The organism is Candidatus Zixiibacteriota bacterium (assembly GCA_034003725.1).
Classification (GTDB): Bacteria; Zixibacteria; MSB-5A5; order GN15; family FEB-12; genus WJMS01.
The window spans coordinates 68,955-88,903 of sequence record JAVEYB010000007.1 but is presented as its reverse complement, the minus strand read 5'-3'; the positions used below and the strand labels follow the sequence as shown (position 1 = coordinate 88,903).

The following is a 19,949-nucleotide window of genomic DNA, read 5'->3' as shown; positions in this document are numbered from 1 at the left end:
CTTTATCAGAGTGGATATTTGCCTTCTATACGGACGAATGTGCGTTCAGATTGTCAAGTCCGTTGGTTATACCGGCGAGCGCAAGCATTACCCCCAGAAATTCCTCGTACTTCTTCTCGTAGGTGACGTGAGCAGGGAGATACGCATAACCCGGATGCGCTTTCCAAACCGACTGGATAGCCTGCTCGATCTGAAGCGCTTCATCGATTGTCTCCAGTCGGACCGTATCGGTCCGATAGTAGCCGGGTCCCAGATCGGCGGCCGATCCGAGGTGGACGACGGCGTCGTAACGGGCGAATTCGCGCTCGATGGTAGTACCCACTAATGCCGCCGTCTCAGGGTGAAATGCGAAGGCGTCGACTGTCCCCCGGTCGGTTATGAAACTTCCGCCACCCAACGCATCCTCACGGTCGACCTGCCGACGGTATATTTCTCGGTGAAAGGTCTCTCGATCGGTCCGGAAACCGGGGTTTTCGACCAGTAGCCGCCGCGCCAGTTCGGGGAGGAAAGTGAACGACCGGAAGCGGTCGTCGGCGGACAACCGGTCAAACAGCTCGGTCTTTCCGGATGCCGGCGCCCCCGTTATAACAATTCGGTGTGCCATATCTCCCGTTGGAATCTAGCTGACCGGGGCAGCCATGTCAAGGACGGGTCGCGGGTCGCGCCTGCCGATTGAGAATGTGATGGGCGATTTTTGCAGGGAATCGTATGTTGCCGATATGGCTGACAAGAGAAGGCTTCGAGACCTCGTATCTGTCGGCAAGGCAATCGAGCAGGATTTTCACTTGCTGGGCGTTTTCGAGGTAAAGCAATTGGCGGCGTGCAATGCCGACGAGCTCTTCGGGCGCCTGCAACAGCTCACGGGCTGCAGACAGGATCCGTGCGTGCTTGACACCTTCAACGCCGCAATAGCTCAGGCAAAGGACCCCAATCTGCCCGACGAGCAATGTCGCTGGTGGTACTGGTCGCGCCTTCGCAAGAACCGTCAGAAGTGAACGACAGTGACAAAAGCACCTGTGGAACGCACGTCACAAGCGGTCACAAATGTCTGATGTCCCGGCATAAGGGGGTGTCGCCGGGTCATGGAGCCGTTTCGACCGCTGCTACGATGGCATCCAGATTTTCTCGGCTGTCACCGTTTCAATGGTGCCCGGAATCGACAGCGGGCGGTCGACTTTTGTGAAGAAAAACAGTCCTTTATAACACGTCAGATACTGGTAGTTTTTGGAGAACAAACCGCCGGTAGCGGTCACGACGAGACCGTCTTTGTTTCGATGCAGAATCCTGACGAAGTCGTCGGGATTGACCTTGACCAGCGACCCCGACGCCTTGATTGCGTGAGCAATTGCCGCTGCTGCTGCGGCAGCAGCCCCGGCTGCGGATCCACCAGATGCCATAAGTCATACCTCCTTGCCATACGTACGACCGGACGCGGCAGAAATTCAATGCGGCCGGTGGCATGTGTCATCGGGGTGGTGCACTCGGAGGCTCGGGAGTCGCCACCAGCTGGATCACCCGCCAGTCGTTTTCAGCGACTCGCAGCCAGTCGGCCGCAAATGTCCCCGATCGTGAGAAAGAGCCTCCCATGGGAAATTCGAGCGTATAGGAGAAACTGCCGGCGTGAAACGCCGTGGTGTCGGTGACGCGGAGGATGGCGGTCTTCATGTCAAAAGACACTTCGACCATCCGGGTCGACAGCAACATCAGCAACTGACGGGCGTTGGCGCGACCGCGTACGGTGCGGCCTTCGGACGTAACGACAACACTGTCGGCGAGTGCCGCCACGATACGCTCGACATCGCGCTTGGCGATTCCATCCTGTACGGTGGCTATCCGATTCTCGATCTGGCCGCGATCGTCCGGCGCCGGCGGGCCCACCTGTGCGGGCGCGGGGGTGATCGGTAATAGTACAGCGAGTGTAACCGCTCTCAGCAACTTCGCAATCATATCAACGAGTCCATTTCCCTGACGAGCGAATCGAACATCTCGATTGTCGCCAGGACCGGCTGCGGGGTGGTCATGTCGATTCCGCAGATCTTCAGCAGCTCGATCGGGTAGTCCGACCCACCGGCCTTGAGCATCGCCAGGTACTTCTCGATAATGCCGGACTCTCCGTCGAGGAATTTCTTCAATATCGCCTGGGACGCGGCAAAAGACGTGGCGTACTGGTACACGTAGAAGCTGCGGTAGAAATGAGGGATGCGCGCCCATTTCAGGGGAGTGTCATCGTCCATGACGATATCCGGACCGTAATACTGTGCGGTCAGGTCATGCCACAGTTTGGTCATGAAGTCGGGTGACAGCGCTCCCCCCTTCTCGACGTGCTCGTGAATCGCCAGTTCGAACCGGGCGTACATGACCTGATGGAAAAACGTGCCCATGGTGCCGTTGAGACGGCGGTCGATCAGGTAGAGTCGCTCTCCGGTGTCTTTGACCCGGGCAAGCAGGTGTTGCAGCAACAGGCCCTCGTTGAGGGTTGAGGCAACTTCGGCGACAAATATCGAATAGCGGGCCTTGGGGTACGGCTGCGCGGCATTCGCGAGATGGCTGTGCATGGCGTGGCCCATTTCGTGCGCCAGGGTGAACATGCTCTCCGCCGTATCGTTGTAGTTCATCAGGACGAACGGGTGGGCATCAACATTATCGCCGTAGCTGTAGGCGCCGCCTCCCTTCCCCTGCGTTTCGTATACATCGACCCACCGTGACTGCATGGCTTTGCTGAGGACCTCGTGGTAGGTCCGGCCGAGCGGCCCGACCGCCTCAAGCAACTGTGCCACGGCCTCGTCGTAAGTCACTTCGATATCGTACTTCGGAAACAGGGGGCAGAGCATGTCGTACGGCGCGATGCTGTCCAGTTTGAGGATTTTTTTGCGAAGCCGCGTGTAGCGGTGCAGGGCCGCGATATGCTGCTCGGTGGTATCGAGCAGCTGGTGATACACCGAGAGCGGGATGTTGTCGCCGTCCAGGGCGCTGTGCAGGCTGCTTTCGTAATTGCGTACTTTCGCGTAAAAGACGTCCTGGTTCACCGAGGTGCTCAGGGTAGCGGCGATGGTGTTGACGTGGTTGCGATAGCTCGAATAAAACGCCTCGTTGACGTCGCGGCGGACGCGCCGGTCGGCCGAGTCGAGGAATTTCGCATAACGCTGCTTGGTTAACTGGACCTGATTGCCGGATTCATCGAGCACGGACGGGTAGGTCATATCGGCATCGTCGAGCATACTGAAAATATTGTCCGGCCCTCGCGATACCATGCTCATCAGCGCCAGCACTTCCTCGACCTCCCCTGAGCGAATGTGTGCGCGCGACCGGATCAATTCCCGGATATACAGGTCATAGACGTCAGTTCGCGGAAATCGCGCGGCCAGCGACCGTAGCTCGGCCTCGTCGATAGCCAGCAGTTCCGGTTCGACAAAAGAAAATGCCGCCCCCGCCTGCGAACCAAGCATCGCCACCCGGTCGTTCATCTCCTGGTATCGGGATACGCGGTTGTCCAGGTCTTTGCTGAGGTACGCATACTGATGCAGGGCGGACAACACGCGACGCAACGCCGAACTCGTTTCGAAACACCGCCAGAGGGTATCCGGGGATTCGGCCAGTTTGCCTCGGAAGGAGTCGGCGGTGTCGATGAGTGTTTTGGCCTTGGCGAAATCGGCTTCCCAGGCCGCCTCGTCGGAATAAATGTCCGCCAGATTCCAGGTGTGTTTCGGGTCGATATCGCTCCGCTGGGGGATGGAATCGGCGCGAGTCGCTTCGGTCGGCATAGCGGTCCTTTCGGTCGGGTGAGTGTTCGTTGGTCCAATGATCGCATACGCCGTACGGGATGGCAAGCGGCAAGTACGCTACTAGTCTACACGGAAGCGAGGCATAAGGTTCCGGCCCCCTCTGCAGTCCGGAGACGGGCCCGTTAAATAGAGTGCGCGCCGGCCGAATCTTATCTGCAGTTTTTCATATCGGCGCCCGATTTCCGGTAGCGCCGCCCCGATGTCTGCCGCATTTTTCCGTCATGATACAGCTTTCCTACGAGACGATGGTGCGGGCGATGCGGACCAACGACCGGCGGTACGACGGCCGCTTTTATGTCGGCGTGCGTTCAACCGGTATTTATTGCCTGCCGTCATGCCCGGCCCGCCTCCCCTTGTTGAAAAACGTCCGGTTTTACGCGACTCGCGAAGAGGCGATCGCCGCCGGGTTGCGCGGCTGCAAACGGTGCAGGTCCGACCGTTATCCCGACGTGCTGCCGGAATGGGTGCGGCAGGTGGTGGCGTTCATGCGCGAACATCGGACGCGGCGCCTGACGGAACGAATGCTCGCTCAGACAGCCGGCGTTGATATCACTACGATCCGTCGTCATTTCCGTCATCACCTCGGCATGACGCCGCTGGCGTTTAACCGTCGGCAGCGCCTGTTGTATGCGCGGGAGCTGTTGGCCTCCGGTGCGAACTACCTGAGCGCAGCCTATGAATGCGGCTATGAGTCATCGTCGGGCTTCCGCGACGCATTTCGACGGGAGTTCGGCATCACGCCGGGCAGGAGTCAAACACATGCGTAAAATGTGGATAACCGATCTGGAATCCCCGCTCGGCCCGATGATTGCCGGTGCAACCGAGAACGGCGTCTCATTTCTGGAGTGGCACGACCGCGGAGGAGTCCATCACATCAGAGCGCGGGTAATCAAACGGTATCGATGCGATCTGGTCGAAGGCAGCAGCGCACACCTCGCAGCCCTCGGGCGAGAACTGCGCGCATATTTCGATCGGCAACTGCGGGAATTCACCGTGCCGATCGACGTAACCGGCACGGCATTCGAGCAGCTGGTCTGGCGCGAGTTGCTCGGCATACCGTATGGCGAGACGCGATCGTACGGTCAGATTGCTGCATCGCTCGATAAACCCGGTGCCTCGCGAGCGGTCGGACGCGCCAACGGGGCCAATTACCTTGCAATCGTCATCCCATGCCATCGGGTAATCGAATCCAACGGGAACCTTCGAGGCTACGGCGGCAAGCTGTGGCGGAAGCGGGCGCTGTTGGACCTTGAACGCGGCATCAGCCGGATGCCGTTGGAAACCACGTCACGGATTCAGAATCTCGACCGAGCTCGGTAGACAGCGGGGAAACACGATGGGCACTAGTGACCGCTGTATCGCTGTTTGAATTCGTCGGTGGCAACGTACTCGCTCGACGGGTTGACCCCGAACACGCGTGTGATTACCTCGACAACCATATTGTCAAGTTCGGCGAGGGGGCGGGCGACGATTGACTCGCACAGGTCTGTCGCGATTTGCAGAAAGATGTCGAGCAGGTCCGGATCGAAATGTCTTCCCCGCTCGGCTTCCATCTGGATGAGGGCCTGTTCGCACGACAGGGCAGGCTTGTACGCACGCTCCGACGTCAAAGCGTCGAATACGTCGGCGATTGCAAACGCGCGCGCCGTTATGGGAATCGATTCCCCCGACAGCCCGTCGGGATACCCCAGTCCGTCGTATCGTTCGTGGTGATGCCGCACGACATCGTACGCATCGGCCAGCCATCGTACGCCTTTGATTATCCGGCAGCCGAGCACTGCGTGAGAGTGCATCGTGGCCAGCTCCTTTTCGCTGAGCCGGTCGACTTTGAGCAGGATACCGTCTCGAATCCCGATTTTGCCGATGTCGTGCACGAACGAGCCTTTGAGGAGCGCTTGCAGGCGCTCGGATCCGAAACCGGCCTTCTGTCCGAGACTATGAGCATACAGCGTCACCCGGGCGTTGTGTTCGTCGGTACCGGTGTCGCGCTGTGCGATTGCGCCGCCAAGCGCCCGGATCATCTGCAGATTGCCAACCAGGAGGTCATGCTCCATGCCGAGCATCAAGCCGTTGAGCACAAATTCGAAATCGATAGGGTGGTCCGGGGGTGTCGTTCGGTCGATAGCGCGCATGGCCCGCTCTCGTCCGAGCTGGCGATCGCACTCGTCACGAAGTTGCTCATGGAGACTCAGAAGTATCAGGCGGGCAACCTCGTGCCCGAACACCTCGATCGTCATATCGGGCGGTTTCTGGTGGCATACCGCGGATAATTCCTCGACAATAATCTGTCGCACGGCTGAGTCGTCGAGCAGGGCGGCAATCCGTCTCCTGGTGTCGCTGGTAAGCATCGGCTTTACCTCTCGGTTCAGAGTTGTGGCCGATTCCGGACAGCATCGGTGGGCGGTACGCACGTGGTAATCCCGGAATGTGGTCGCGCGGTACTAATATACGAAACGGAAAGGCGATGTCAGCGGATTTATTGGGACGTCCGCCTCATACCCGGGCCCGGCGCGCAACCGGTCGGTCGAGATACGACCCATCGAAATGCTCGAACAATTCGATGGGTCCTCCCCGTGTCGCAGGGCGGCGGTGTGATTCACGCCGACTGCAGGCTCTCATGATACAATAACAGCTCGTCCAGTGCCTCGGGCGAGAACTTGTTGAGTTCAACGATTGTCGCCTTCTCGCGAAACGCCGGGTGAAGCATGGTGCGAGCCTCGTCCTTCGAATCGACGTCGACCACGATCCACGCTTTGTGCACACCGTCGCGGCAGCCGAAATCCGCGTTGGTCAGAAAGTGCGAGCCGCTTTCGAAGAGAATCTTGATGGCGCGGGCGCAGGCAAGCGTTTCCTCTTCATGCGGTACTTCAATCAGGAATCTTGGCATACTGCTGTCTCCTATTCATTGTCTTGATGTTCAGGTTTTCTTCAACCGGGGGCTGCGGCGATCGCCGGCCCCCGATTGGTTCTGCTCTTCGTTGAACGATCATCGTACCGCCTGCAGGATGAGGTTGAACGGCGTCTCGGCCGCTCTGCGGACCGATCGAAAGCCGGCGGGTTCGATGATGTCACGGAGCTTCCGCTCGCCGGCCTGCGCCCCCAGCGCGGCGCCGACTTCCTGGCTCAGTGATGTGGGGGTGCACACCTGCGCGGAATACGCGTAGTACACGCGGCCGATCGGGTTCAGGTTCTGCTCAAGATCATCGTGAGCGAACGGCTCGACAATCATCCAGGAGCCTTCGTCGCGAAGCTTCGAGTATATGTAACTCGCTGCGCCCGCCGGATCACCCATGTCATGCAGGCTGTCGAAACACGCTATCAGGTCATAGTCGTTTCCCGGGAACGACTTGGCCGTTGCTACCTCGAACGTGATATTGGTTAACCCTTCGTTCGCGGCGAGCTTTCGCGCTTCATCGATCGACTCTGCATGAATATCAAAACCGTAGAAGCGGGATTTCGGATAGTGCTTGGCCATGATGATCGTGGAAATACCGAAGCCGCAGCCGATATCGGCGACATTCGCGCCCGCCCTGAGCCGCTCGCCGACCCCCGGAAGCGCTGGAATCCAACTCTGGATCAGATTCGCTTCGTATCCCGGGCGGAAGAATTTGGCGACTCCACAAAACAGACAGCCGTCGTGGTTGCCCCACGGTATCCCCGCGTCCGTCTTGAAGGCCTCGGCGAGTTTCGGTTCGTCACGATACACCGACGCCATGGAGTAGTACGCGCCGGTCATCAGGTATGGGCTGTGTTCGTCGGCAAAAACGGCAACCTGCTCCGGAGTCATGGAAAAGGTCTGTGATGCCGGGTCATAGTCGATATATCCCGAGGCCGCCTGACTGGCCAGCCACTCGGTGATGTACCGCTCGCCCGTGTTCGTCGCGGCAGCAAGCTGACGGGCATCCATAGGTCCGTTCTTCGCGAGGGCTCGGTAAAGACCCAGCTTGTCTCCGATCAAGACGAGTGGCGCGGTCACAGCGGCGCCCATCTCATTAACCATCTTGCCGACAAATTGATGGAGTTTCTCCTCGTTGAGAGCAACGGGCGTTTCGTTCGTTCCGATGGCAGACGGGTTGAGTACCATGGGATGGTCCTTTCGATTAATACTAGTTCGCTGTTATGAATCCGCCCGGCGTTATTTCAATCTACTATACCGACTGGTCGGTACAATTTGTTTCAAAAAAATATCAATTTAGTAGAGATTCTGTATAGAGGCGGAAGCCCTTTAGGGCTCTGGTCAGGTAGGACCAATCGTCATGGGCTCTGCTAAGTACAAGTGCACCTTCGATTAAAGAGACCAACAGCTCGGCCAGACGGATGGCGGAGAGCTCTTCGCGATCCGGATATTTCTGCTGGATCGGGGCAAACCGCTCAGCCATTGACTCCGTGACACGCTGGAGAATCAATGAAACCCTCTCTCTCATGATGGGGTGCGTGTTTGAAAGTTCGTTGGCGAAATTGCCCAGAATGCAGCCCTTCTCCCAAAACGTCTCGGCGTTTTCCTCGATGAAGTGCAGGTAACCGCGGAGTCTCTTTACCGGATCGGGTTCCTGGTTGAACGAGCCGGCCATGGTCGCTTCGCGGGATTGCCGGAAAAAATCGTCGAGCATGGCAAGCCCGAGTTCTTCCTTGGACTTGAAGAAATGGTAGAAACTGCCTTTGCTCACCTGGGCGGCACTGCAAATGTCATCTACCGATGTCGCTGCGTAACCTCGACTCAACATTAACTGAAGCGATGCACTGATTAGTCTCTCTTTGGCCGTCTCTGATTTCATACCCAGAATCTAAACCGACTGGTCGGTATAGTCAACTGTTTTTCTCATGTTCGGACATTATTTCGTCGGCCCATCGTGGCTGACGGACGGGAGAGCGCGGCAGAAGTCCGGTCATCAAGGGTCTGATATCAATAACCGGGGATCCATCGAGTGCATCGCGTCCTCTGACGATCACTTTCCGGCCGTCGCGCTGAACCACTTCGACCACAGTCAGGCCGAGATGATTCGGACGGTTGGGTCCCCGCCGGGCAACAACACCGACTTTCGAGTAGGCGGGGTTTCCGCGGGGGTGGGAAAGTTCCGGATTGATTCTGGCGGGATCAGCTTTGTGGAAATAGAGAATGATCTCCAGATGCGAGAATTCCTCAACGCCGTCGAGCGCTTCATCGGGCATGCGGTCATCGAGCATTATGGTTGCGATGTCCTGGTCGGCACGGCCGTCCCGACCATCACCGTAGGTGGAGCTCACCCAAGCCACCGGCGCTACTATATACATGGTTTTCTTCCAGGTCTTTGGTTGTAACACCGGTGGGATAGGGAAGGGTGAAGGGAATGTCAAGCTTGCAGTCGCACAATAGGTGCCGCCGGATCAGTGTTCGAGCGCGGCAATCTGCGCACGGAGGAATCGCTGTTCGGGGGCGGACTCGGTCAGTTTCAGCGCTGTCAGGTAGGCCCGGCGCGCGTCGGCGTGCTGCCCTGCCCGTGTGAACAGCTCGGCACGCGAGGCGTGGTACAGGTAGTAGCCGGCGAGTTTAGGATCGTCTGCGAGTTGCTCGAGTTCCGCCAAAGCCCGCTCTATAGATCCTGACATGGACAAAGCAATCGCCCTGTTGAGGGCAAGAACCGGCGATCGTTGCCGTTCAAGCAAAGCATCGTAGTAAAAGACGATCTGCTTCCAGTCTGTGGCCGAGTAATCCGGCGCAGTGGCATGGCAGCCCGCAATACCCGCCTCAAGATGAAAGGCGCTTAAAGTATCTCCCTGAGCGGCCCGGTCGAGGAAATGCATGCCGTCACATATTAACTTTTTGTCCCATAGCGACCTATCCTGTCTGGAGAGCAGGACCAGATTCCCCTCCTGATCCACTCGTGCCGGGATCCGCGATGCCTGAAGACACATGAGTGCCATTAGAGCAAATGACCCCGGGGTATCTCCGAGGTGGTGATTAACCAGTATATTCGTCAGGCGCAACGCCTCGCCGACAAGATCATGTCGCACCAGATCATCGCCGGCATGCGCGTTGTACCCCTCATTGAACATCAGATAAAGAATCTGGTGGACCGATTTCAATCGATGCTCTAATTCCTTGTCCTCTGGTATCTTAATAGCAGCCGAGCGGCATCTGAGTACTCGTTTCGCGCGGACAAGGCGTTGGGCTATCACAGATTCCGAGGTCAAAAACGCCTTCGCAATCTCTGTAACCGATAAACCGGCTAACAACTTAAGTACGAGGGCGACCTGGCTATCATGACTCAGCTCCGGGGTACAACATGCGAAAATCAGCGCAAGCTGGTCATCGCAGATCGACTGACCACCGGGCTCAGAAATATTATCATATTCACTGACATAGAGTTGTGATACAATTTCCTTTTCGCGCGCTGCCAGCAGCTTATCGCGACGGATAATGTCCAGTGCCCGGTTGCGTGCGGCGGTTACGATCCAACCAGCCGGATTGTCAGGTATTCCCTTGAAAGACCAATTCTTAAGTCCTGTCAGCAAAGCTTCCTGAACAACATCTTCGACCAGTTCAAGTCGATCGATCCCAAATAGACGAACCAGTGTAGCAACGATCTCTCCGGACTTGTGGCGAAAAAGGTGTCCGACCAGTTCGTTAACTCGTTCGGTTGGCTGAGGGCGAGGACGCAGAACGTTCAAGCGCCACTACCCCGGATTGTTGATCTCGCGAACCTGAACGGAGCCGCCGTGCGCGAAGGTCGGACAATCACGGGTGACAGCCACGGCTTCGTCGTAGTCGGCGGCCTCAATGATGAAATAGCCGCCGATGATCTCTTTGGTTTCAGTGAACGGACCATCGACGATTTGCCCGTTTTTGACGACCAGAGTACGGCCCGTGTTTTTCAGTTCATCGCCGGCGATGAATCTGTGCTGCTCTCTGAGCGTGCGCACCCAGGCGATATAGCGCTGGATGGTCTGCTGCATTTGTTCGGGGGACAACTCCTCCCAGTCTCCGTTGTGAATCAGCAACATGTACTGAGGCATAAGCCGTCCTTTCTGAGGAATATGAAATATAAGAGTGACTGACGTTTCGACTTGATGCGCCAGTGCTGTCACAGAGACGACGAACGGGCCGGGTTAAAATCGACACGAGCGACCCACTTTGTCAAGGGCCCCCGCGTGGGGCGGCCGTTTTGTCTTTACAAAATCGGACCTTCCGTCTAAATTGAAAGGCTGTAACAAAACAAAGATCCGTCAAACCGGCATAAACGAAGATGAGATTCGACCCGCTCAAAGACAACTTCTCGCTGCCTGGGGCCGAGGAGAAGATCCTCGCCTTCTGGGACGAACGCAGAATATTCGACCACGTCAACAAGGCTGTCGCGGACCGCCCGCACTTTGTTTTCTACGAGGGTCCCCCGACCGCAAACGGCAAACCGGGTATTCACCACGTGATTTCACGGACCGTCAAGGATCTCATCTGCCGGTACAAGACGATGTCGGGCTACCGGGTCGACCGGAAGGCCGGTTGGGACACGCACGGCCTGCCGGTGGAGATTGAGGTCGAGAAAGCGCTGGGGCTGGATTCGAAACAGAAAGTGGTCGAGTACGGTATCATCGAATTCAACCGGAAGTGCCGCGAGTCGGTTTTCAAGTATCTTGAAGACTGGAATAGCATTACGCGGCGAATCGGCTACTGGCTGGATTTGGACGATGCCTACGTTACGCTGACGGACAACTATATCGAGTCGGTCTGGCATATTCTCAAGTTCCTGCACGACAAAGGATTGATCTACAAAGGACACAAAACCGTCCCGTACTGTCCGCGCTGCGGCACGGCGCTGTCGAGCCACGAGGTGGCGCAGGGGTACGAGATGGTGCAGGACCCCTCGGTGTTCGTAAAAGTCAAGGCGGCCGACGGAGATTTCTCCTATCTCGTGTGGACCACTACTCCATGGACGCTGCCGTCGAACGCCGCCCTTGCCATGCAGGCTGATGCCGACTACGTCCTGGTCGAGCACGACGGGGAGAAGATGGTGTTGGCGGAGGCGCTTCTCGGTCAGGTGTTCGATGAGCAACCTCGCATTCTCGAGAAGTACAAAGGCTCTGAGTTCGTATCAAGAAAATACGAGCCGCTGTTCGATACGTTCGCCGATTATCGTGACCGGGCGTTTTTTGTAATCAATGCGGATTTTGTCACGCTCGACGACGGTACCGGTATCGTGCATATCGCACCGGGGTTCGGCGCCGACGACTACGAAGCCGGCAAGTTGCACGATCTGCCGATCCTTCAGGCGATCGAGCCAAACGGCATTTTCAAACCACACTCGGGCAAATATGCCGGGATGTGGATCAAGGACGCCGACAAGGAAATCACCAAAGATCTCAAGGCCGACGGCAGACTCTTCAAGAAGGAGCAGTACGAGCACAACTATCCGTTCTGCTGGCGGTGTGACTCGCCGCTGATCTATATCGCGCGTGAGTCATGGTATATCAAAACGACTGATTTTCGCGACCGGCTGCTCGAGAACAACAATTCGATCAACTGGCATCCCGACGAGATCCGGTCCGGCCGCATGGCCAACTGGCTGGAGAACAATGTCGACTGGGCGCTGTCGCGCGAACGTTTCTGGGGGACGCCGCTTCCGATCTGGATTTGCGACGATCCCGCGTGTGGGAAACAGCGGGCGATCGGATCGCTCGAAGAACTGCGAAAGCATGCCCTCACGCCGGGGGCCGAAATTGACGCCGCTCTCAAGGAACTTGGCCTGCATCGGCCCGGTATCGACGCAATCAAGTTGACCTGCGAATGCGGCGGCGGCATGACCCGGGTGCCGGAGCTGATCGACGTCTGGTTTGATTCCGGAGCGATGCCGTTCGCGCAGTGGCACTACCCGTTTGAGAATATCGATGAATTCCAGCGGAAGTTTCCGGCCGATTTCATTTCCGAGGCGGTGGACCAGACCCGCGGCTGGTTTTATTCGCTGCTGGCCATATCGACCATGTTCAAGGGGATCGCCCCGTTCAAAAACGTGATCGTGCTCGAATTCATTCTCGACAAAGTCGGCAAGAAGATGTCGAAACACAAAGGCAACGTCGTCAACCCATTCGAAACGGTCGATCAGTACGGCGCCGACCCGCTTCGCTGGTACCTTGTCAGTACCTCCAACCCGTGGCTGCCGACCAAGTTTGATTTCGAAGGGCTGAGCGAGGTGGTGCGAAAGTATTTCGACACGCTGCGCAATACGTATTCGTTTTTCGCCATTTACGCCAATATCGACGATACCGCGGGGCGGGCGGCCGCGGCCGACAAGACAGTCGATGCGTTTCTGGAGTCGCTGTCCGGCGAACCGAGCAGGTTCGACCGATGGATTGTCTCCCGGTACAACACGACGGTGACCGAAGTTACGCGGTCGCTGGACAAATACGACATCACGCGCGCGGTCCGCGAGATTCAGGAATTCGTGATCGAGGATCTCTCCAACTGGTATGTCCGCAACAACCGCCGGCGGTACTGGGCGGACGGCGACGATCCGTCGAAGATGCGGGCGTACCTGACGTTGTACCGCATGCTCGAAGGGGTCTGTCGGTTGAGCGCGCCGATCGCCCCGTTTATCTCCGAACTGCTCTGGGGCGAGCTGGCCGGGGCCGATCGTGAACGGCACGGCTTGCCGTTGACTGTACACCTGTGCGACTACCCCAAACCGATCGGGACCGAGATCGATGACGTTCTGGAAGACACGATGGAGACGGTTCGCCGGATGGTATCCATGGGACGGGCGGCGCGGGCGCGTCACAATCTGAAAGTGCGTCAGCCGCTGTCTACACTCCTGGTATCGCTTCACGGCAAGTCCGACCTCGACCAGCTGCTGGAGTATCTGCCGATCGTGCGTGATGAACTAAATGTCAAGCAGATCATCCAGTCGGACGAGGTGGACAGCTACGTCACGTATTCGGCCAAACTCAATTTCAAGGCTGCGGGCCCCAAACTCGGCGGCAAGGTCAAGTCTGTCGCCCCGCTCGTGCAGAAGCTTGCCAGCGAAGCCGTGCGGGCGTTTGCGCGAACGGGCGAACTGGTACTGTCTGTCGATGGTGAGCGGGTTGCGCTTACTCCGGAAGAAGTCGATGTGACGCGGGTCGAGCGGGCGGGGTACGCCGTCGAAACCGACAATGCGTTGACCATCGCGCTCGTAACCGAATTGACCGACGAGCTTCGCGACGAAGGTTTCGCCCGCGAGATGGTTAACAAGATCCAGAACATGCGCAAGAGCTCCGGGCTCGAAGTGACCGACCGGATTACGGTTGCGTTGCGGCCATCCGAACGTCTCAGGACGGCGATTAGCCGGCACGAAGAATTCATCCGGCGCGAGACGCTGGCCGAACGGATTGACTACGGCCTCGCAGATACGCACGACGGTGCGAAAACCTGGAATATAAACGGCGAGGAAGCCGTTATTGCGGTGACCAAAGCATAACCGGGATGGTTACTCATGGCATTCAGCGAAAAAGATCTGGCCAAGTTCGAAGAGCTGCTGCTGAAAAAGCGCAAGGAGTTGCTCGACGAAATGGGGCTGCACGGCGAACGGTTTACGAGTACGGTGCGGGATGCTACCGGCGACCTGTCGTCGTACTCCTACCACATGGCCGACCAGGGAACCGATAACATGGATCGCGAGCTGGCGTTCATGTTTGCGTCGAAATCGGGCCGGCTGGTGTATCACATCGACATGGCGCTCAAACGCATCAAGGACGGCACCTTCGGGCAATGCCAGGGCTGTGGCAAGCAGATCAGTAAAGCCCGCCTGACGGCGGTACCGCACGCCCGCCTTTGTATCGAGTGCAAGTCGGCCGAGGAGGAAAAGAAAGCTGGGCGCTGACAATCGAACAGCGCTGATCTGGCCCGTCCTGATTATTGTCCTGGTGGTAGCTGTCGACCAGGCAACGAAGGCCTGGGCTGTGGCCGCACTCTCTGGAGAACCCCCCCTCCGTATTATCGGCGACTTTCTCATGTTCTCACTGGTGTACAACAAGGGTGGGGCCATGGGCACAACGCTTGGCTCGCCGCTGTATTATCTTGTGGTCGCCTTGATCATCCTCCCGTTTATCCTGTACTACATCTATCATCACCGGCAGGAACCCGCGCTCTCGCTGGCGCTCGCGTTTATTGCGGGCGGGGCGATCGGCAATGTCATCGACCGTATCCGTCTGCGGCAGGTCGTTGACTTCATCGATGTCGACTTCTTCGATATCAACGTGTTTGGGTACAAGCTCGACCGGTGGTGGACGTTCAACATCGCGGATTCTGCCATCTTCTGCGCCATGCTGTTCCTTCTGGGTTACCTGCTCTGGTACAAGCCGCGGCGCCACCGCGCTATGATGCTTCACGACCGGGGATCGTCAGGATCGCATTAACGAACATCCGCGCGTGTGTACGTTTCCTCAGCCCGACGAAAGGGTCGGTAGAGATATTTGTTCGTAGATAGGACTTTCCATTTTCGGGGGGAGAGTCTATATTGGATTTCATGATAACGAAAAAGACTGAATATGCAATCCGGGCGGTTTGGGAACTCGGGCAGTCGTCCGAAGGGCTCCGGACCGCGGCACAGGTGGCCGAGGCGCAGGGAATCCCGCCAAAATATCTGCCGCAGATCGTTGCCGAACTGGTGCAGGCAGGGTTGCTGGTTTCGGCTCGCGGCTATCGCGGGGGACTTCGGCTGAGTCGCCCGCCGCAGGCGGTCACCCTGCTCGATATTGTCGAGGCCATACAGGGGCGGCTGGACCTTTTTGAGTGCCAGCGCGGCGCCATGGAATGCATGCACCTTCCCGGCTGCGAACTCAAGGCCGTCTACCACCGTGCGCAGGACGCGATGGAAGCCGTCTTCCGTCAGACCCGCCTGACCGATATTCACTTCCACGCCCGTGAACGAGGCATCAATGTTAGGTAACGAAGCAGTAATGCACGTTTTGTCCCGGATCCAGGACCCCGAACTGAAACGGCCATTGACCGACCTCGACATGATCCGTTCTGTCCATATAGATGACGGCGCTGTGAGCATCGCGGTCACGTTGACCGTGCCGGGGTGCCCATTAAAGGAAAAAATTGCCGGGGACATACGTACGGCGGTGGGGGAGCTTGAAGGTGTACGTTCGGTGGAGGTCACGTTTGATGTGATGACTGAACAGCAGCGCGACGCACTAAAGAAGAAACTCGGACTGCGCAGCTCCGCGGGTGCAGCGGCCGATACGCCGGTCTCGTTTGCGAAACGTTTCATTGCCGTATCATCCGGCAAAGGCGGAGTGGGCAAATCAACGTGCACGGCCAACCTCGCGGTGGCACTGACCAGAATTGGGTATAAAGTGGGGCTATTGGATGCCGATGTCTACGGGTTTTCGATTCCGCGCATGCTGGGGCTGACGGGGCAGCCGACGCAAATTGACGACAAGCTCGTGCCTCTTCGCTGGGGTGGCTCCCTTCAGGCCGTATCGATGGGGTTTTTCGTGAATGAAGACGAGCCGGTGATTTGGCGGGGGCCGCTGCTTCACAAAGCCATCAATCAGTTTCTCACCGATGTCGTATGGGATGAGCTTGACTTCCTTCTGCTCGACCTGCCGCCGGGCACGGGCGATGTCACAATCACCATCGCGCAGGCGATCCCATCCGCCGAGCTGCTTGTCGTGACGACACCTCAAGCGACAGCCACCCATGTTGCGGGACGTGTTGCAAAGCTTGCCGAGAAAACAAAACTGCGCGTGATCGGGGTCGTCGAGAACATGGCGTATTTTGAACACGACGGTCGCAAAGAGTATATTTTCGGTCGCGACGGCGGCAAATTTCTCGCGGAGAAGCTGGGTGTGAATTTGCTCGGAGAGATTCCGCTGGAAACATCCATACGCGAGGGGGCGGACAACGGTCAGCCGGTGGCATCATCGGGGACCGCTGCACAGCAGGCGATGTTCGAGGGGATCGCACGGCGGATCGCGTCGATGTGAGCGCGATAACTCGCTGATGTGGTAGTCTGTTAAAGGACGCTGTTTTTCAAATCACCGCGTGAGCGTTATACGCGACTTGACTCGCGCCTAACGATCCGTCGCGTAAAACGCGCCCTGCCAACCGTTTTAGATTAATCCACTTTTTTTTCAGGGGACGACTTGACGGTTGTCCACACGATCGCTAATTATCCGCATGTTAGCGGGTGGAACATGCGATGTTAATAGGGTGTGGACAATCTGGGGACAATGAGCACTAGTCACTTTCCGTTCAGTGATTAACTACCTCTCAATCTGATCGACGCTGTTGACAACTATGTGGACAATATCCTACGCCCTTTTCCATTCGGAAGTTATCCTCACAAACCGTAATCAGTGCCGCCGCAGGCACACCATACACGAGTGAGCGGGGGTTTTGTGTATAACGATCGAGTAACGAATTCCAAACACTGGAAAGACTGTCTTTCCTACATGGCGCGGCGAGTGAAAGAACAAACCTTCAACACCTGGCTGCGCCCAACGAAGGGAGAACCGGGCACCAACGGCGATTTCAAAATCGCAGTGCCGAATCAGTTTGTAGCCGATTGGATCAAGGATCACTTCGGCTCTCTGATAGATGAAGCATTCAATGAAGTCCTCGGGCATCCGTACGAGGTTGTGTACGTCCTCACCGGGCAGCCCGATCCGGAAGATCAGACTATACTGGAATTTGCCGACGATGACGGGGTCACCGGAGGCTCGAACGGCGCCGGCCTGCAGGTGGCCCTCGCACCTGTGACGGCGGTCGCCCGCAATAATGGACACAATTTGAACAGCCGGTATACCTTTAACACGCTCGTGGTCGGTGATTTCAACCAGTTTGCGTGCGCTGCTTCAATGGCGGTCGCCGAAGAGCCCGGTACCACGAAGTACAATCCGTTGTACATCTATGGCGGCACGGGGCTGGGGAAAACACACATCATTCAGGCGATCGGCAACGAGATTCTTCGGCAATACCCGGAGAAGCGCATCATCTACGCAACCTCGGAAAAATTCACCTCCGATTTCATCTCCGCCATTTCCGATCGGTCCATCAACGACTTCATCCGAATGTACCGCGAAGTTGACTGCCTGATTATCGACGACATCCAGTTTTTTACCGGTAAAGAGTCCACGCAGGAGCAGTTCTTTCACACGTTTAATGCGCTTTACCACAACGGCAAGCAGATCATCCTCTCCTCCGATCGCTCTCCCAAGGATATCCGAGGCCTCGAGGATCGGCTGCTTTCCCGCTTCAGCTGGGGCCTGGTCACGGATTTGCAGGCGCCGGATCTGGAAAATCGGACCGCCATTCTCTATAAGAAACTGGAGTCCGAGGGCAAAAAGACAATCCCGGACAACGTCGTGCGGTTCATCGCGGACAAGATCAAAGCCAACATTCGGGAGCTGGAGGGAGCGCTGATCCGAGTCCTTGCGTATGCGTCGCTTAAAGGCGTACCGGTGGACCTGGATATGACCAGAAAGGTGCTCTCCGACGCCATCGAAGAACAGCGGGCTCACGTCACGATCGAGATCATTCAGCAGAAGACATCGGAGTTCTTCAGTGTGGCCCGCGAAATGATGGTGGCCAAGAAGAAGACGGCCCATATCGCACTGGCCCGCCAGGTCGCAATGTATCTATGCCGGTCTCTGACACCTAATTCTCTAAAGGCGATTGGCGATGCCTTCGGTGGACGGGATCACTCCACGGTCATCCATGCGTGCGATCTGGTAGCCAAGCGGATGGCTACCGACGGTGGGTTCCGGGAGAAAATCGACAAGCTTTCGGCATCTTTACTGTATTAGCAACCTGTGGACTGTGGCGTGGACAAATTCGGGATAAACCGGGCTACTCTCGGATCTGTGGAAAATGAGGCAGTTACTCACAGCCCACTCTATAATGACCGTGGAAAAGAGTACGACTGCAGTAATTTGATAAGTTGCTTTCCGACCACGAAATACCGTATCTTATCACAACCTGAGGGGTAGTTGCACACATATCAACGGCCCTTATTGATATTATGCCTTTGAGTATAGCGGGTATTATAAGAGACTTCCTGTGGGAAGCTCTCTGCAGGAGAACCGAGCGATGAAGTTTACTCTTTCGAAGTCCCGACTGAGCAGTTCCCTCCAGTCGATCCTTCAGGTGGTGCCGACCAAATCGACACTGCCTATCCTGACAAACATCTTGGTTGAAGCGCTGGAGAACAAACTGAAGATATCGGCGACTGACCTGGATATTTCGATTACCGCGACCGTTGAGTGTCAGGTGGCGAAAAAGGGATCGGCGGCGCTCCCGGCCCGCATTCTGTTTGAGATTATCCGTGAATTGCCGGAATCGGAGATTACATTCGAGTCTACCAATACTCGCATGGAAATCCGTATCCCGAACGGTTCATACAAGATAGCAACGGTCTCTGCAGATGATTTCCCTAAACTCCCCGCAGTGAATACGAAAAAGGAAGTACGGATTTCCGGTGACGAGCTGGTTAAAATGATCCGCAAGACGACCTTTGCTTGCTCCAACGATGAGACTCGGCCGGCGCTCAATGGGGTCCTCTGGCAGACCGAAGGCGAGCGTATGCAGATGGTTGCCACGGACGGGCATCGACTGGCCAAGATGTCCTTGGACAATCCAAAACTCAAAGGGCTGCACGAAGATATTATTATACCGCCGAAGGTACTGAACCTGATTCCTCGCTTCCTCGAGAAAGAAGGTGTAGAGGTCGGTGTGATTTTCGGGGAGAACAATGTAATTTTCAATCTTGATGACGTAATTCTCACATCGCGTCTGATTGAGGGCCCATACCCGAATTTTGAGCAGGTCATTCCGACCAACAGCGACAAAAAGCTGACCGTCTCGAAAGAGGAGTTGAATGGGGCGGTACGGCGCGTGTCGATTCTCTCAAATGCTCTCACACACCAGGTAAAATTCAGCATCAATGGAAACACCCTGACACTGTCTACGAGTAATGTTGACGTCGGGGGTGAAGGGCAGGAGCAGCTTGAGTGCGACTACACGGGAGACGCTATCGAGATCGGATACAACGCATCGTACCTGACCGAGATTCTGGCCCGGATCGACGGAGATGAGGTTATCTTTGAGTTATCATCGCCCGTTGCGGCCGGCGTTATATATTCGCCCACCCTTGCCAAGCAGGAGTATCTCTGTCTGATCATGCCGCTTCGGCTCGCGGAATAGGGAACGAACTG

The 19,949-nt window shown here is 56.9% G+C and carries 21 protein-coding genes; 10 read left to right on the top strand and 11 right to left on the bottom strand.

Features of this window, described 5'->3' with window-relative positions; genetic code table 11:
* Window positions 1-25 precede the first annotated feature (25 nt).
* Window positions 26-604, bottom strand: coding sequence for an ATP-binding protein (locus RBT76_09555; GenBank protein ID MDX9858025.1), 579 nt, complete (start codon window positions 602-604; stop codon window positions 26-28).
* A 115-nt stretch (window positions 605-719) separates the two neighbouring features.
* On the opposite strand from RBT76_09555, the gene RBT76_09550 reads away from it, so the two are divergent.
* Window positions 720-995 (top strand): helix-hairpin-helix domain-containing protein, encoded by a 276-nt coding sequence (locus RBT76_09550; GenBank protein MDX9858024.1) that lies wholly within the window; start codon window positions 720-722, stop codon window positions 993-995.
* 108 nt (window positions 996-1,103) lie between these two features.
* On the opposite strand, the gene RBT76_09545 is transcribed toward RBT76_09550, so the two are convergent.
* The 3 genes from RBT76_09545 to pepF form a co-directional block, all read right to left on the bottom strand.
* Window positions 1,104-1,397 (bottom strand): hypothetical protein, encoded by a 294-nt coding sequence (locus RBT76_09545; GenBank protein MDX9858023.1) that lies wholly within the window; start codon window positions 1,395-1,397, stop codon window positions 1,104-1,106.
* A gap of 67 nt (window positions 1,398-1,464) precedes the next feature.
* Window positions 1,465-1,947, bottom strand: a complete 483-nt coding sequence (locus RBT76_09540; GenBank protein MDX9858022.1) for a DUF4440 domain-containing protein — start codon at window positions 1,945-1,947, stop codon at window positions 1,465-1,467.
* A complete protein-coding gene (gene pepF, locus RBT76_09535; GenBank protein MDX9858021.1) occupies window positions 1,944-3,761 on the bottom strand; it encodes an oligoendopeptidase F in 1,818 nt (605 codons plus the stop codon). Before pepF ends, RBT76_09540 begins: the two co-directional genes overlap by 4 nt.
* Window positions 3,762-4,003: 242 nt before the next feature.
* Here pepF and RBT76_09530 point away from each other — a divergent pair, with 242 nt between their 5' ends.
* Together RBT76_09530 and RBT76_09525 are read left to right on the top strand one after the other, a co-directional pair.
* A complete protein-coding gene (locus RBT76_09530) occupies window positions 4,004-4,549 on the top strand; it encodes an Ada metal-binding domain-containing protein (GenBank protein ID MDX9858020.1) in 546 nt (181 codons plus the stop codon).
* A complete protein-coding gene (locus RBT76_09525; GenBank protein MDX9858019.1) occupies window positions 4,542-5,102 on the top strand; it encodes a methylated-DNA--[protein]-cysteine S-methyltransferase in 561 nt (186 codons plus the stop codon). The genes RBT76_09530 and RBT76_09525 overlap by 8 nt, the downstream gene beginning before the upstream one ends.
* A 23-nt stretch (window positions 5,103-5,125) precedes the next feature.
* Here RBT76_09525 and RBT76_09520 read toward each other — a convergent pair whose 3' ends face one another.
* From RBT76_09520 to RBT76_09490, 7 genes are all read right to left on the bottom strand, one after another.
* Entirely contained in the window at window positions 5,126-6,130 is a 1,005-nt protein-coding gene (locus tag RBT76_09520; protein ID MDX9858018.1) for an HD domain-containing phosphohydrolase, read from the bottom strand.
* Between the two features lie 248 nt (window positions 6,131-6,378).
* Window positions 6,379-6,669 (bottom strand): hypothetical protein, encoded by a 291-nt coding sequence (locus RBT76_09515; protein MDX9858017.1) that lies wholly within the window; start codon window positions 6,667-6,669, stop codon window positions 6,379-6,381.
* Window positions 6,670-6,768: 99 nt separating this feature from the next.
* On the bottom strand, window positions 6,769-7,866 hold the full coding sequence (locus RBT76_09510) for a class I SAM-dependent methyltransferase (GenBank protein ID MDX9858016.1): 1,098 nt from the start codon (window positions 7,864-7,866) through the stop codon (window positions 6,769-6,771).
* A gap of 103 nt (window positions 7,867-7,969) precedes the next feature.
* A complete protein-coding gene (locus RBT76_09505) occupies window positions 7,970-8,557 on the bottom strand; it encodes a TetR/AcrR family transcriptional regulator (GenBank protein ID MDX9858015.1) in 588 nt (195 codons plus the stop codon).
* Between the two features lie 31 nt (window positions 8,558-8,588).
* Window positions 8,589-9,053, bottom strand: coding sequence for a TrmO family methyltransferase (locus RBT76_09500; GenBank protein MDX9858014.1), 465 nt, complete (start codon window positions 9,051-9,053; stop codon window positions 8,589-8,591).
* A gap of 93 nt (window positions 9,054-9,146) precedes the next feature.
* Window positions 9,147-10,430, bottom strand: a complete 1,284-nt coding sequence (locus tag RBT76_09495) for a sigma-70 family RNA polymerase sigma factor (GenBank protein MDX9858013.1) — start codon at window positions 10,428-10,430, stop codon at window positions 9,147-9,149.
* A 6-nt stretch (window positions 10,431-10,436) separates the two neighbouring features.
* Window positions 10,437-10,775, bottom strand: coding sequence for a YciI family protein (locus RBT76_09490; GenBank protein ID MDX9858012.1), 339 nt, complete (start codon window positions 10,773-10,775; stop codon window positions 10,437-10,439).
* A 230-nt stretch (window positions 10,776-11,005) separates the two neighbouring features.
* Between RBT76_09490 and ileS the strand changes: the two genes are divergently transcribed.
* The 7 genes from ileS (at window position 11,006) to dnaN (ending at window position 19,938) form a co-directional block, all read left to right on the top strand.
* Entirely contained in the window at window positions 11,006-14,206 is a 3,201-nt protein-coding gene (ileS, locus tag RBT76_09485) for an isoleucine--tRNA ligase (protein MDX9858011.1), read from the top strand.
* Window positions 14,207-14,221: 15 nt separating this feature from the next.
* A complete protein-coding gene (locus RBT76_09480; protein ID MDX9858010.1) occupies window positions 14,222-14,608 on the top strand; it encodes a TraR/DksA family transcriptional regulator in 387 nt (128 codons plus the stop codon).
* Window positions 14,598-15,143, top strand: a complete 546-nt coding sequence (lspA, locus tag RBT76_09475) for a signal peptidase II (GenBank protein MDX9858009.1) — start codon at window positions 14,598-14,600, stop codon at window positions 15,141-15,143. The genes RBT76_09480 and lspA overlap by 11 nt, the downstream gene beginning before the upstream one ends.
* Window positions 15,144-15,253: 110 nt before the next feature.
* Entirely contained in the window at window positions 15,254-15,676 is a 423-nt protein-coding gene (locus tag RBT76_09470; protein MDX9858008.1) for an Rrf2 family transcriptional regulator, read from the top strand.
* Window positions 15,666-16,721, top strand: a complete 1,056-nt coding sequence (locus RBT76_09465) for an Mrp/NBP35 family ATP-binding protein (protein ID MDX9858007.1) — start codon at window positions 15,666-15,668, stop codon at window positions 16,719-16,721. Before RBT76_09470 ends, RBT76_09465 begins: the two co-directional genes overlap by 11 nt.
* A 372-nt stretch (window positions 16,722-17,093) precedes the next feature.
* On the top strand, window positions 17,094-18,542 hold the full coding sequence (dnaA, locus tag RBT76_09460) for a chromosomal replication initiator protein DnaA (protein ID MDX9858006.1): 1,449 nt from the start codon (window positions 17,094-17,096) through the stop codon (window positions 18,540-18,542).
* Window positions 18,543-18,825: 283 nt separating this feature from the next.
* Window positions 18,826-19,938 carry a DNA polymerase III subunit beta gene (gene dnaN / locus RBT76_09455; GenBank protein ID MDX9858005.1) on the top strand — a complete coding sequence of 371 codons (1,113 nt, stop codon included), beginning with the start codon at window positions 18,826-18,828 and terminating at the stop codon, window positions 19,936-19,938.
* Window positions 19,939-19,949 lie beyond the last annotated feature (11 nt).

Excerpts from the sequence above, each read along its gene's own strand:
- RBT76_09490 (MDX9858012.1), bottom strand. The coding sequence starts at position 10,775 with ATGCCTCAGTACATGTTGCTGATTCACAACGGAGACTGGGAGGAGTTG.
- RBT76_09515 (MDX9858017.1), bottom strand. The coding sequence starts at position 6,669 with ATGCCAAGATTCCTGATTGAAGTACCGCATGAAGAGGAAACGCTTGCC.
- RBT76_09525 (MDX9858019.1), top strand. The coding sequence starts at position 4,542 with ATGCGTAAAATGTGGATAACCGATCTGGAATCCCCGCTCGGCCCGATG.
- dnaN (MDX9858005.1), top strand. The coding sequence starts at position 18,826 with ATGAAGTTTACTCTTTCGAAGTCCCGACTGAGCAGTTCCCTCCAGTCG.
- pepF (MDX9858021.1), bottom strand. The coding sequence starts at position 3,761 with ATGCCGACCGAAGCGACTCGCGCCGATTCCATCCCCCAGCGGAGCGAT.
- RBT76_09510 (MDX9858016.1), bottom strand. The coding sequence starts at position 7,866 with ATGGTACTCAACCCGTCTGCCATCGGAACGAACGAAACGCCCGTTGCT.
- RBT76_09470 (MDX9858008.1), top strand. The coding sequence starts at position 15,254 with ATGATAACGAAAAAGACTGAATATGCAATCCGGGCGGTTTGGGAACTC.
- RBT76_09550 (MDX9858024.1), top strand. The coding sequence starts at position 720 with ATGGCTGACAAGAGAAGGCTTCGAGACCTCGTATCTGTCGGCAAGGCA.
- RBT76_09500 (MDX9858014.1), bottom strand. The coding sequence starts at position 9,053 with ATGTATATAGTAGCGCCGGTGGCTTGGGTGAGCTCCACCTACGGTGAT.
- RBT76_09505 (MDX9858015.1), bottom strand. The coding sequence starts at position 8,557 with ATGAAATCAGAGACGGCCAAAGAGAGACTAATCAGTGCATCGCTTCAG.
- RBT76_09540 (MDX9858022.1), bottom strand. The coding sequence starts at position 1,947 with ATGATTGCGAAGTTGCTGAGAGCGGTTACACTCGCTGTACTATTACCG.
- RBT76_09545 (MDX9858023.1), bottom strand. The coding sequence starts at position 1,397 with ATGGCATCTGGTGGATCCGCAGCCGGGGCTGCTGCCGCAGCAGCAGCG.
- RBT76_09530 (MDX9858020.1), top strand. The coding sequence starts at position 4,004 with ATGATACAGCTTTCCTACGAGACGATGGTGCGGGCGATGCGGACCAAC.
- RBT76_09520 (MDX9858018.1), bottom strand. The coding sequence starts at position 6,130 with ATGCTTACCAGCGACACCAGGAGACGGATTGCCGCCCTGCTCGACGAC.
- RBT76_09480 (MDX9858010.1), top strand. The coding sequence starts at position 14,222 with ATGGCATTCAGCGAAAAAGATCTGGCCAAGTTCGAAGAGCTGCTGCTG.
- RBT76_09465 (MDX9858007.1), top strand. The coding sequence starts at position 15,666 with ATGTTAGGTAACGAAGCAGTAATGCACGTTTTGTCCCGGATCCAGGAC.
- RBT76_09555 (MDX9858025.1), bottom strand. The coding sequence starts at position 604 with ATGGCACACCGAATTGTTATAACGGGGGCGCCGGCATCCGGAAAGACC.
- ileS (MDX9858011.1), top strand. The coding sequence starts at position 11,006 with ATGAGATTCGACCCGCTCAAAGACAACTTCTCGCTGCCTGGGGCCGAG.